The sequence below is a fragment of the Lutibacter oricola genome, from assembly GCF_900106565.1.
GTDB classification, from domain to species: Bacteria; Bacteroidota; Bacteroidia; order Flavobacteriales; family Flavobacteriaceae; genus Lutibacter; species Lutibacter oricola.
On sequence record NZ_FNNJ01000004.1, the window covers coordinates 19,565 to 33,453 of the forward strand.

A 13,889-nucleotide genomic window follows, 5' to 3' on the forward strand; every position below is an offset into this window, starting at 1 on the left:
TAATAAATAAAATAATGAAAAATTTAAAACTAATTCAATTTGTAATAATTGCTTTTTTTACCATCAATTTAATAGGGCAAAACGCAGCTGAAGTTCAAATTAGAAAAAAAGAAAATTTCAATAATAATTGGAAATTTAAACTAGATGAAAAAGCCACATATAGTGACGCTGATTTTGATGATGCTAATTGGAGAACGTTAAGTTTACCTCACGATTGGAGTGTTGAGAGTGATTTCAGTAAAGAGTATTCAGGTAGAAATGCTTGGCTTCCAGGAGGAATTGGTTGGTATAGAAAGAATTTTTCATTAGCAGAATCAGATAAAAATAAACATATTGAAATTCAATTTGATGGAGTTTACAGACATTCTCAAATATGGGTGAATGGTGTACATGTTGGAATTCAGTATGATGGTTATACAAGTTTTTATTTTGATATAACACCTTTTGTGCATTTTGATCAAGAAAATGTAATTGTGGTGAAAGTAGATAACTCGGTACAACCAAATTGCCGTTGGTATTCAGGTTCCGGAATTTATAGAAATGTTTGGCTCACAGTTACGGACCCTTTGCATGTTAAAAATTGGGGAACGTATATAACAACACCACAAATTTCAAAGGAAAAAGCTGTAGTAAACATTAAAACTACTCTAGAAAATTTTAGAAAGTTGCCAAGTAATGCTATAATAAGCACAGAGATATTTAATACTGAAGGGAAAAAAATCTCCTCGAATTCAGCAGAAATTAAAGCTGATTTATTAAAAGATTATGAAATAAATCAAAATTTAGAAATTTATGCTCCAAAGCTATGGAGTGTTGCTAGTCCAACTTTATATACAGCAATTACTAAAGTAGTTGTTGATGAAAAGGTTGTGGATGATTATAAAAGTACATTTGGAATTAGAACTATAGAATTTAATGCAGAAAAAGGATTTTTCTTAAACGGAAAAAATATGAAAATGAAAGGTGTTTGTTTACACCACGATGCAGGTGTGTTGGGCGCGGCTGTACCAATTGAAGTATGGAAACGTCGTTTAAAAACGCTGAAAGAAATAGGTTGTAATGCTATTAGAACAGCACACAATCCAACGGCGCCAGAATTTATGGATTTATGTGATGAAATGGGGTTTTTGGTAATGGATGAATTTGTTGATAAATGGACCAATCACGGTGATTCTTATATGAAAAAGAATGACCCAAACAATTTCTTTAACCCACAAGGTTTTGCAGATCCTTATTTTGAAATGGAATGGGAAAAGAATTATAGCGAAACTGTTAAACGAGATAGAAATCACCCAAGTGTAATAATTTGGAGCGTTGGAAACGAAAATCATAGTCCAGGCTCTGTTCAGCAAAATGTAGGATTAAAAAAATATACATCGTTTGTACGTTCATTGGATCCAACACGCCCAGTAATTTCTGGAATGGAAAGAGGTAAAGATGGTGATCCAATAAAAAAGGTTTCAGACATTATTGAATCTTGTTCGTATATGGATTTAATAGCTATGAATTATGGAGAGCAGTGGTGTAAAGCAATTGGTGAACGTAAACCAGGAAAACCTTATGTTAGTACTGAAAGTTATGTGTATTTTAATAGTACACCTGAAAAAAGGTTTCCAAATATTGAGCGTTCTCCTTGGTTAGATGTGTTGGAAAATGACCATAATATGGGCTTGTTTTTATGGGCAGGAATCGATTATTTAGGAGAGTCTAAAAAGTTTTCAAAATTAGGAACAGATTGTGCATTAATGGATATGGCAGGTTTTAGAAAAGAGCGTTCATATTTATATCAATCTTTTTGGTCAGAAAAACCAATGGTTAGAATTGCTGTGTATGAAGGTGATGCAGATGATTTTTCTACTTCTGGAAAATGGGGAACACCTCCAATGCATTCATCTTGGAATTTAGAAAAAGGAAGTAAGGTTGATATAGTTACTTATACCAATTGCGAATCGGTGAACCTTTATTTAAACGATAAAAAAATAGGAAGCAAAAATTTAGCTGATTTTTCTAACTATATAATGAAATGGAAGAAGCTACCTTATAAGCCTGGAATTTTAAAGGCTAAAGGAGTAATTAAAGGAAAAGAAGTATGTGAGTTTACCTTAAAATCTACAGGTAAAGAGCATCATTTTAATTTAAAAGTTGATAATACTTCTGTTCAAAAAGAAGGAGTTGCAATAGTTGAAGTTGAGGTAGTTGACAAAAAAGGAAACTTAATAAGTCACAAAGAAATGGATTTAACTTTTAAAGTTGAAGGTTTAGGAGAAATACTTGGAGTTTCTAATGGTAATATGTCTGACGCTACTCCATTTGCTAACAAAACTTCACGTAAAACAAATAGAGGGAAATGTTTGGTTATTGTAAAGGCTAAAGAAGCAGCAGAAAAAATTAGTTTAAAGGTAAATTCTAATACTATTAAAGAGGCTGTTATAGACTTAAATGTAAAGTAGAGTTAAAAAAAATAATCTTTTTTAAAAAGTTTTTAAAGTATAAACGTTGTTTTTTATAAAAGAGCAATGTTGGTTAAGTGTTTGAAAAACAGGTTTCTGGGTGGGGATTTACTTGTGAGTACATTTTATTTACTGCTGTATACAAATTAAACACGTAAATAAGAGAATTTTATGGTTATAAAAAATTAACCAAAATTTAACAATCGTGCTTAAACTAAAATCTAACACCTTATTTAATTACATTGCTTTTGCAATTGTTGCAGTTTCAGTTTTATCTAGCTGTTCAAAAGAAGCGACAAAGCAAGGGGAAAATGTGGTTTTCAGTTTAAATATTGCTGAAGACGCAACTCCTGAAGTTCTATCAAGAGTCTTAAAAGCTCAAGAGAAGCCTATTTCAGAAATTAAATTTGAAAAAGGTACGTACCATTTTTATCCAGATAAAGGTTTAGAGTCGTTTGAATTTATTTCTAACCATTGCGATGTAATGGTTAAAACAGCTTTTCCATTAAGAGGTTTTAAAAATATTACTATTGATGGTCAGGGTTCTACATTTATTTTTCACGGTGTAATGATTCCTTTTTTAATTGATAAAAGTAGCAATGTAACGGTTAAAAATTTATCAATAGATTGGCACGAAGCTTTTCATAGCGAAGGTTTAATTGTAGCTAATGATAAAAAGAATAAAACATTCGATATGCAAATTTCGGATGAGTATCCTTACGATATTAGAAACGGGCAAATTTACTTTGTAAAAGAATATTATGAGCATAGTTTAGGTCAGTCTATTTTATACGACCCAGAAAGAAAAGCAATTAGTTTTGATACAGAATCATATACTAATATTACTACCGTAGCAAATACTTCAATAAAAAATAATACTAATAAAATACAGTATAAATACGAAGTAGATACCAGAGAGCCTAGAATAAGACAAGTTGGAAGAGAAAGTAAAATAAGAGTAGAGCAATTAAAACCAGGTTTGGTTAGAGTTTTTGGGCATACTAAAAAAATGCCTCCAGTTGGACATATTTTAACAATGAAAGGTGGACAAGGGTTTAATAGAGTTGCACCTGCTTTTAGAGTAACACATACTACAGGATTTAACGGAACAAATGTAAATATTCACCACGCTGGTGGAATGGGAATTATTGCTGAAAATTCAGCAGATTTAATTTTAGATAATTTTAATGTTACGCCTTCAAAAGGACGTATGGTTTCAACAACTGCAGATGCTACACATTTTGTTGGTTGCAGAGGTAAAGTGGTGCTGAAAAATTGTACGTTCCAAAATCAATTAGATGATGCTTCGAACATACACGGAACTTACCAAAAAATTGTTGATGTATTAGATGAGTATAGAGTAGGTGTTAGAATGGGACACGAGCAACAACAAGGTTTTGTAGTTGGACAGTCTGGAGATAACTTAGGGTTGGTTAGATTAAGTGATTCTTTCTTTCCATACAATAAATTAACTATTAAAAGTATTCAATACTTAAATAGTAGGTACCAAATTATAACATTTAACGAAAAATTACCAAAAGAAGTTCAACCAGGAGATTTAGTGGAAAACTTAGATGGGTATCCTGATTTATTGATTCAGAATTGTAACATAAGTAATAACAGAGCACGTGGTTTACTAATTTCTAACCCTGTAAATACTGTTATAGAAAACAACTTTTTTAGTACAGAAATGGAAGCGTTGTTAATTCCTGTTGAAAGTGGACATTGGTATGAGTCTGGAAATGCTACTAATGTTGTAATAAGAAATAATACTTTTCAAGATTGCCAACACAGTGGGTTTGATAGAGGTGTAATTCGTTTTGATACTGATGATGATAATGAAAATACTGCTTTTAAAAATATTGAAATAACAGGAAATACTTTCAATCAGTTCGATAATTTAATTATAGAAATAACAAATGCAGACGGTGTAAAAATAGAAGGGAATAAAATAACAAATTCAGGTACTTTCCCACAATTACACGCTAAAAATCCAGCATTTAGAATTCTACATTCTAAAAATGTAACCTTCGATAAAAATAATTATTTAGGTAAAGCTTCAAAAGTATTAGAAGCTGATAAATCAATGCCTAATATAGTATTTAAATAAACTTAAACTCAAAATAATCAATTATGAATGAAGACCAATTTGTATTTAAAAATTCAACTTAAAAATGAAGACATTCTCTTTATTGAGAATAAGTAATATGATTTTCAAAAATTAAAATAAACTAAAGTTAACCAAATGATTTTTAAAGAATTAAATATTTCAAACAAAGTATTGAGTAAGTATTTGCTCTTTACTTTAATTGCGTTATTGCATTTTAGTGTAGATGCTCAAGCGCAAAAAATGAATGTAAAAGGAACTGTTACAGGTGCTGAGGATGGAATGCCTATTCCAGGTGCAACGGTTTTAATTAAAGGAACTACCAAAGGTGTATCTACAGATTTTGATGGTAATTATGCTATTAAGGCAAATACTGGAGATGTACTTGTGTATAGTTTTTTAGGAATGAAAAGTAAAAGTGTTTCAGTTACAAAAGCTGTTATAAACGTTTCATTAACTTCAGATGTTGCAGCTTTAGAAGAAGTTGTTGTTGTAGGTTACGGTACTGTTCGTAAAAAAGAATTGACAGGTTCTGTAGCTCAAGTAAAGGCAGATCAAATTGAAGAGTTTTCTACGCCAGATTTAGCTTCTGCGTTACAGGGGCAAATATCAGGGGTAAACATTGCAGCGTCAAGTGGTGAGCCAGGTGAAGCAGCAAGTGTACAAATTAGAGGTTTATCATCATTATTAGGGTCGAATGAACCATTATATGTTGTTGATGGTATTGCGCAAACTGGTAATCCAGGTTTAAGTCCAAATGAAATTGAAACTATTGATGTATTAAAAGATGCGGCTTCTGCTGCAGTATATGGTTCATCTGCAGCTGCAGGTGTAATTTTAATTACAACAAAAAGAGGTGAGGAAGGAAGAATGAATGTTTCAATTAACTCTAAATATGGTATTCAAACATTAGGTGATGGTATTGAATTAATGAATACAGCAGAAGAATTATTTTTTGCAACAACGCAATTAGATAATGGAGCTTCATCATATATTCCAGGTCCAGTAAAATACCCAGAATGGTTAAATAATAACAATACGTTTGATGATTTTGTTTTGGTTGATAACGCAGCTACAAATCAACATACTGTTAATATTTCTGGAGGAACAAAAAAATTCTCATACAATGCAGTTGGTGGTTATTTTAACCAACAAGGAGCAATTATAAATTCTGGATTTACAAGAATAAATGGTCGTATTACAACTTCTTATAATTCTGATAATTGGAAATTTAATACGAGTCTTGCGTTTACAACGGAAGATAGACAAAGAGTTGGAACTAATTTAATTGCAAATGCACAACGTTATTCTCCATCATATCCAATAGTTGATACAAGTTCAGATATTATTTATTCTACCGAAGATGGTGGAGATGGAGGTGTAAGAACTCCATTAGAATTACTAGCTAGAGCTTTAAAAAAGCAAGATAACAGTAAAAGAGATCGTATAAATGCTAGTTTAAGTGTTACTAGAAAAATTACAGAAGACTTAAGTTTTATTGGTAATATTGGTACTGCTATAACGGATGATTATAGAAATCAATTTCAACCAAAATATACCATTGTATTTTTAAATGGAGATCCTTCAGAAACAGATCCAGTTAAAAGTAGTGTAACTGTTACTTCTTCAAGAGCAACAACATTATCTGCCGATGGAACTTTAAGGTTTAAGAAAAAAATTGATGATCATAATTTTGGAGCACAAGCTACATTTGCTGTTAAAGAAGGAACTTACGAAGGTTTTTTAGCAAGTAAACAAGGTGTTTTAAATAACTCTGTTGAAACTTTAGATGGAACAAGTATAAACCCAGTTGTCGACGCTTTAAATAATTATAAGTATACTGAAGTTGGTATTTTAGGAAGGTTTACATATGATTATAAAGGAAAATATTTAATTTCTTCATTATTTAGAAGAGATGGATCTTCAAGATTTAGTGATAATGATAAATGGGGTATATTTCCATCTATTTCAGCTGCTTGGAATGTTTCAGACGAAGACTTTTGGAGCCCTTTAAAAGGAACAGTTAATAACTTTAAAATTAGAGCGAGTAGAGGTTCTGTTGGTAATAATCGATTTTCGGATTATGCTGCACAAAGTACTATACAAACAAATGCTAATTATATATTTGATACAACAGACGCTCAATTATCTCAGGGTACTGCTATTTATAGTTATGCAAACCCTAATGTAAAATGGGAAACTAAAACAGAAAATAATATTGGTGTAGATTTAGGTTTCTTTAAGAATAAAATTTCTTTAACGGTAGATTATTATAAGTCTACAAATGAAGATATGTTATTCCCTGTTAGAGTACCTGGTTCTGCAGGAGCTTATGATGGTGGTAATGTAAACACTATATTAAATGTTGGTAATATGGAAAACGAAGGTTTTGAAATTGCAGCAAAATATAGAACAGATATAGGTAAAAGTAAATTAAATACGAGTTTAACTTTTTCTAAAAATAAAAACAAAGTAACAAGTACTAACGGGCAGTCTATTATTTATAACACATCATCAAGAATTAATTCTCAAGATATGACAGTGTTTGCTGAAGGTTATGAAGCTGGAGCTTTTTGGTTGTATCAAGCAAATGGAGCTATTAATACAGATGAAAGACTAGCAGCTTACCAATTATTAAATCCTGCAGCCAAAATGGGTGATATGGAATATCTGGATGTTAATAACGATGGAAAGTTAGATACTAATGATAGAAAATATTCAGGTAGTGGTATGCCAGACTTTGAAGCTGGTTTTAATTTAAATTGGCGTTATAAAGGTTTCGATTTTGGTATGAACTGGTTTGCATCTATTGGAGCTGAAATTATTAATGGTAATAAAATTCAAGCTTATACATATGGTAGACACAGAGATTTATTAAATATGTGGTCTGCAGATAATCCAAATTCAAACATTCCTATTCATAGAGATGTTGGTACAAATAATTTTGAAGCAAATTCTAATTTTTGGGTTGAAAATGGAGATTATATCCGTTTAAAATTGGTTTCATTAGGGTATACAATTCCTAAAAAGTCTGTTCAAAAATTAGGGCTAAGTAATTTAAGAGTTTATTTAACGGCTCAAAACCCACTTACAATTACAGATTACACAGGGTACGATCCTGAAATTGGAGGTAGTGTAATGCGTAGAGGTTTAGATACGTCGAGATACCCAGTATCAGCTTTGTATACTGTAGGTTTAAATGTTAAATTTTAAAAAGTAATAAAATGAAAAATTATAAAAGTTATATAATAGGTTTGATTGCTTTAGTTGGTGCTTTGCAATCTTGCGTAAAAGATTCTTATCTAGAAGAGGTAAATCCAAATGCTGTGTCTTCAGATAATTATTGGTCTAATTTAACAGAGTCAGAAGAGAATCTAACATCTGTATATGGAGGTTTGTTAAATCAATACCTTTGGAATTCAGAAGTTGAAGCTTTAAGAAGCGATTTAGCATTTCCAAGAGAGCGTACAAGACCTCTTAATTATGGGTATGAGTGGCATAGTCAAAGTTTTACAAATACAATTTCAACACATTATTTTAAAAGTTGGAATGCATTGTATAGAGTTATTTGGAGAGCTAATCAGGTAATTGATGGATTAAATGGTATGGATGAAACTTTTAAAAGTCAAGAGCGTTGGACAACTCAAATGGCTGAAGCTAGATTTATGAGAGGGTTAATGCATTTTTATGCACATTCTACATATAATCATGGTGAAATTATTATACGAGATAAAATACCTACAAGTTCTGAAGAATTTTCTAAACCACTTTCAACTTCAGAAGAAGCAATTGAGTTTTTTAGAACAGATTTACAATTTGCGTATGATAACTTACCAAATACTCAAACTCAAAAAACAAGAGTATCAAAAGGTACAGCAGCAACAGTTTTAGGTAAAAGTTATTTATATACTGAAGAATATGATTTAGCAATGCCTTTATTAAAAGATGTAATTGAAGGTCCTTACGGTTATAGTTTGTTAACGGGAGATGATGTAAGCTTATTATTTACACATGCTGGAGATTATAATGCTGAATCTATTTTAGAAATTAATTATACCGATCAACACGCTAGACTTATTCAAACAACTGATTCTTGGGATGAAGAAGCTTATACTACAAGATGGGCAAGATATACTGCGCCAACCAATTTAGGTGGTGGTGGAACAAGTTATTTTGTACCTACATCATGGTTAACATATGAATATTCTAATGAACCTGTAAACCCAAATGATAGTCGTAATTATATTAGTGGAACTAATATTGCTAAAAGTGTGCCTTTACGTTGTGCGCAAATGATTGCTGTAGTTAATGATGAAGAGTCTACCTATTATAATAAAACACCAGGATATGAGGCAACAACCTTTAGTGGTACAGTATTTTCACACTTTAAAAAATTAACCAATCATGATATTGTAGGTCATGAAGATGAAGTGTTATCAACAAGTTGGGCATCAGGTAAAAATATGATTGTGTACCGCTTAGCAGATGTTTACTTAATGTTAGCTGAATGTTTAATTCAAAAAAATGATATTGATGGAGCTTTAGGTTATATCAATGCAATTAGAAATAGATGGGGATTAATGCTTTTAGGTGCAGATGATGGTACAGGAACTTTTAACGATGTAACTTATACAAAAGAAACTTTAATGGATCATTTAATGTATTTAGAAAGACCTTTAGAAATTGGATTAGAAGGGTATGCAGAAAGAGCAAATGATTTAAGAAGATGGGGTGTTACTAAGCAACGTTTTGAAGCTTTAGCAGCAAAAGAATATAATGTTGTAAATTACAATTATACAAAAGCAGATGGTACTACTGGAAAAGGTAGTTTAATTCAAGAAGGACCAACTGTAAATGTAAAAACCGACGTTAATACAGAATTTGATGATGCAGCTGTAAACTTTATAGAATCTGTACATGCTTACTTACCGTTGCCAACGGATGAATATTTATACAACCAAGAAGTAAACTAAAAAATGAGAATTATGAAGACTAAAATAAAATTACTAGCAATTATGTTGTTAAGCTGTATTGCTTTTACAACAAGTTGTACTGAAGATGATGTTGCGTTGGCAGAAGATTATTTAGGTGTAAATAACAACTTTTCAAGTTTTAAATGGTACACGAGTGGATCAAGAACTACCTATGCAGATAGTGCTAAATATATTAATTTAAATAGTTATTTAGCTTTTTATGATATATCTCAAAATGTATTAACTCGCAAATGGAGTATTCCAGCATCAGGGAAATTTTTAAATAAAGAATTTACTGAAACAGATTCTATTTACGATGCTTTTATCATTCCAGGTGATGCAGTATCATCAGAAGATGATTTAATAAATGTACTTTTTACTGAAGCTGGTTTAAAAGAGGTGTATTTGACTGATACATTTAAGGACTCTGTTAAAGGAGGAGTAAAAATGGGTGACGTATGGCAAGTAGAGCAATTATTTTCTATCGATGTTTTTGCAAATACAAATCCAGAAGCTAAAGTTTTTAAATATGATTATAGCGTAGATCCAGACAACCCAACATTAGAAGAGGTTTTAAGCTTAACTGCTGCAGATATGCCTTCAGAAGAAAATATGGCATCTTGGCCAACAGTTTCTATTGAAGCGGGTGAAGAGTTAGTTTATGTAGATAAAAGTTCTTTAGGTAGACCAACAGCAGTAAAATGGTACTTAGAAGGAGGAAAACCAGATGTTAGTAATAAAGATACAGCTATAATTAAGTACAATAAATTAGGAGATTTCACGGCATTTATGCAGTCTTCAAGATCTGGAGGAGATACAATTCCTACTTACTTTAGTACAAAATTAATCCCTTTAAATATTGAAGTTTTACCTTCAACTAAGCCTTTTGAATTAACGGGTAAAGCTACTCTAGAGGATGGAGTTATATCATTTGCTGTAACTGGTGAAGCAGAGCAAGCTGTAAATCAAAAAGGTTTCTTTACAGTTCACGTTACAAATACAGCAGCAGGTTTTGATCAAAATATTGCTATAGATAATGTTTCAATTAATAGTGCCGATGCTACAATTATTGAAATAAAGTTAGGTGAGCCTACTTATAATACAGATGAAATTGAAATTTCTTTTGCAGGAGGTAATATTGTATCTGTAGATTCTAGAGTATTACAAGATTTTGATGCTATTCCGGTTAATTTTGATATTGGTGAAAACATATTAAGTGCAAATTGGGCTGGTTTTGAAGATTCTACTACAAATTGGAAAGGCGCATTTTTAAGTGGTTACTGGGTTGGACCAACAAATGATGATAATGGCTCAACAACATCACCTATATTTATGCAAAGTGATGAACAAGTTCACCCAACTCTTGGAGGTAAGTATAGTTTAAGATATCAATTCGACTTAGCAAAAACTATGAAATTACAAGGTTCAAGTTTTTCTAAACCAAATGGTATTGCAGCTGGAACTTACAGGGTTTCTTATATGATTTATTTAGAGCCAGGAAATACAATGAAGAATTTTAGAAGTATTCTACAAGCTCCATATCAAAGAATAGAATGGGATATTGAATCTTTAGAAAGAGGTAAATGGATAACAATTAGCCAAGATATTACAACAGGTGCTATAGCTTCAGGTAAACGATTAGATGTTAGTGTTGAACCTGGTGTTAATACAGGAGTTTCTGGTACTCAAACAATGTATTTAGATAACTTAAGTTGGATAGAGTTAGTTCCAAGAAATTAAATCTAAATTATATAATTATATGAAGTCTGAAGTTGAGAATTTAATTTTTAACTTCAGACTTCTGTTTTAAACTAATTTCAAAATAAAATTATTATGAATAGAATTGTTGTAATTCTAATTGTTTCACTCTTGTTTTTAGGGTGTAAAAATGAACAAAAACCAGTTGTAAATACAAATCAAAAACCAAATATAATATACATTTTGGCAGATGATATGGGTATAGGAGATTTAGGAGCTTATGGTCAAGAAATTATTAAAACTCCAAATCTTGATGCATTGGCAGCTAAAGGAATGAAGTTTACACAACATTATAGTGGTTCTGCAGTTTGTGCACCATCTCGTTCAACATTAATGACAGGAAAGCATACAGGACATACACCAATTAGAGGTAATAAAGAAGCAGGTAAAGGTCTTGAAGGTCAAGTTCCGTTGCCAGCAGAAACAATAACTTTAGCAGAAATGTTAAAAGAGCAAGGGTATGCAACAGGTATGTTTGGTAAGTGGGGATTAGGTTTTGAAGAAGGAGATCCAAACAGTCAAGGTTTTGATGAGTTTTATGGGTATAATTGTCAAAAATTGGCACATCGCTATTATCCGCCTTATTTAAATCATAATCAAAAAAGAGATTCTTTAAAAGGAAATGACGGAACAAATACAGCTATTTATTCTCAAGATAAAATACAAGATCATACTATAAAATTTATAGATGATAATAAGGATAAGCCTTTTTTTGCATATGTGCCATTAGCATTACCTCACGCAGAAATTATTTCACCAAAAGATTCTATTTTTAAAATGTATGATGGCAAATTTAAAGAAACACCATATACAGAGGATAATAAATATACATCAGATTATGGACCAAATATGGTTTGGTACGAGTATTGTTCTGTTGAAAAGCCTAAAGCTACTTATGCAGCTATGATAACTAGAATTGACGCTTATGTTGGTCAAATTTTAGCAAAGGTTAAAGAATTAGGCTTGGAAGAAAATACCGTTATTATGTTTGCAAGTGATAATGGTCCTTCTCCTGAAGGAGGAGCAAGCCCAGATTTTTTTAAAAGTAATAGTCATTTTAGAGGTTATAAAAGAGATTTGTATGAAGGTGGTCTAAGAGCTCCTTTTATTGCTGTTTGGCCAAATAAAATTAAAGCAGGTAGTGAGTCTAATCATATTTCTGCCTTTTGGGATATTGTTCCAACAATTTCAGAAATAACTTCAGCTAAAACACCAAATAACATTGATGGTATTTCATTTTTGCCAACACTAATGGGTAAAAAAGAACAAAAACAACACGATTATTTGTATTGGGAGTTTAATATAAAAACAGGTAGAAAAGCCATTCGAAAAGACGTTTGGAAAGGTGTTTGGTACAATATAAATAATAAGAAAAAACCAGGGAGTTTTGAACTATATAATTTATCTACAGATATTGCTGAAGAAACTAATATTGCAAATGAGAATCCTGAAATTGTAAAAGAATTAAAACAATTGATGAAAGAAGCTTCAATACCTTCTGAATTATTTCCAATTTAACAAAAAAGCACTTCTAATTGAAGTGCTTTTTTTGTTATGTTTTTTTATTTATTCTTTTGGAAAACTCATTTTTTCATCCATTTCTTTTTTTAAATCTATAGCTTGTATGTATAGTGACAATTTGCTTCTTAAATAATATAGAATTAATAGTATTATTAAAGCAATTGGAATAGTATAAATAAATTCATTTTCAGCAAAAGTGTCTTCATTACTGTTTATTGCAGAAATAAATTGAAATAAATAAACAGTAATTGGTATTACCAATGCATGTACCCACCAATTTTTATTTGTTAGAAACCATAAAATTAAAAGTAAAAGCGGAGTTGCTTTTTCAAAAATAATATAAATAAAAATTTGAACATCTAAATACCCTCCTGCTTTTATTGTACCAAAATAAGTTTTGTATTCTAGAACTTCACTCGGAATACTCCTATGTATATATAGAAGGTATGGAGTGAAAATGATTAATATCATTATAAAGCTACTAATAAATAGCGAGAATTTTTTTTTATTTTTCAATTTTCTGGGGTTTTGGAATTATATATAAAAGTAATAAAAAAAATTAATTCTCAAAATAAAAAAAAACCACAATGAAACATTGTGGTGTGTGTAAAAAAATCCTAAAAAAGGTACAATAAATTATTGTTTTTTAATATCTAGGAAGTTGTACTCTGTCTTTTCTGATAGCTTGCTCATCTGATACATTGTAGCTTAAAACTGTTACTGCAACAAAAGCAGATACCATAAGTAATCCGAAAATTAATTTTAATTTTTTCATTTTTTTTATAAGAATTAAATGATTAGTAAGAGCATCAAAGCTAAAAAATTCTTAAAAAATAAGCAAAGAAATACCGCATTAATTTTAAAAATTTTTAAAAAAAATGGATACGTGAAGCTGTTTTTTCTTGTTTTACTAGCTGTATAGCTAATTTTCAAAATTTAAACACTTCAAATTTTATTGAATAAAATTCCTATTTTGGAGATTTTAAAAGCAGTTTTGTTAAATAAACAATCAGTAAAATTTTATAAACTGATAAAAATTACAAATCCTCTCCGTAAAAATTTGCAATATTAGGGACTAGC

At 30.7% G+C, this 13,889-nt stretch carries 8 protein-coding genes; 6 read left to right on the forward strand and 2 right to left on the reverse strand.

Annotated elements, in window-relative coordinates; genetic code table 11:
* The first annotated feature begins 14 nt into the window (after window positions 1-14).
* The 6 genes from BLU40_RS09415 (at window position 15) to BLU40_RS09440 (ending at window position 12,806) form a co-directional block, all read left to right on the forward strand.
* On the forward strand, window positions 15-2,450 hold the full coding sequence (locus BLU40_RS09415; protein ID WP_090122756.1) for a glycoside hydrolase family 2 TIM barrel-domain containing protein: 2,436 nt from the start codon (window positions 15-17) through the stop codon (window positions 2,448-2,450).
* A 205-nt stretch (window positions 2,451-2,655) separates the two neighbouring features.
* On the forward strand, window positions 2,656-4,560 hold the full coding sequence (locus tag BLU40_RS09420; RefSeq protein WP_090122758.1) for an alpha-1,3-galactosidase-related protein: 1,905 nt from the start codon (window positions 2,656-2,658) through the stop codon (window positions 4,558-4,560).
* 135 nt (window positions 4,561-4,695) lie between these two features.
* Window positions 4,696-7,770 carry a SusC/RagA family TonB-linked outer membrane protein gene (locus BLU40_RS09425; protein WP_245729923.1) on the forward strand — a complete coding sequence of 1,025 codons (3,075 nt, stop codon included), beginning with the start codon at window positions 4,696-4,698 and terminating at the stop codon, window positions 7,768-7,770.
* An 11-nt stretch (window positions 7,771-7,781) separates the two neighbouring features.
* Complete coding sequence (locus BLU40_RS09430; protein WP_245729924.1) at window positions 7,782-9,530, forward strand: RagB/SusD family nutrient uptake outer membrane protein; 1,749 nt, start codon at window positions 7,782-7,784, stop codon at window positions 9,528-9,530.
* Between the two features lie 12 nt (window positions 9,531-9,542).
* Complete coding sequence (locus BLU40_RS09435) at window positions 9,543-11,270, forward strand: hypothetical protein (RefSeq protein WP_139170939.1); 1,728 nt, start codon at window positions 9,543-9,545, stop codon at window positions 11,268-11,270.
* Between the two features lie 93 nt (window positions 11,271-11,363).
* A complete protein-coding gene (locus BLU40_RS09440) occupies window positions 11,364-12,806 on the forward strand; it encodes an arylsulfatase (RefSeq protein WP_090122765.1) in 1,443 nt (480 codons plus the stop codon).
* 48 nt (window positions 12,807-12,854) lie between these two features.
* On the opposite strand, the gene BLU40_RS09445 is transcribed toward BLU40_RS09440, so the two are convergent.
* Entirely contained in the window at window positions 12,855-13,325 is a 471-nt protein-coding gene (locus BLU40_RS09445; protein ID WP_175454767.1) for a hypothetical protein, read from the reverse strand.
* Window positions 13,326-13,455: 130 nt separating this feature from the next.
* Complete coding sequence (locus BLU40_RS17840; RefSeq protein ID WP_262493709.1) at window positions 13,456-13,584, reverse strand: hypothetical protein; 129 nt, start codon at window positions 13,582-13,584, stop codon at window positions 13,456-13,458.
* Window positions 13,585-13,889: the final 305 nt, after the last annotated feature.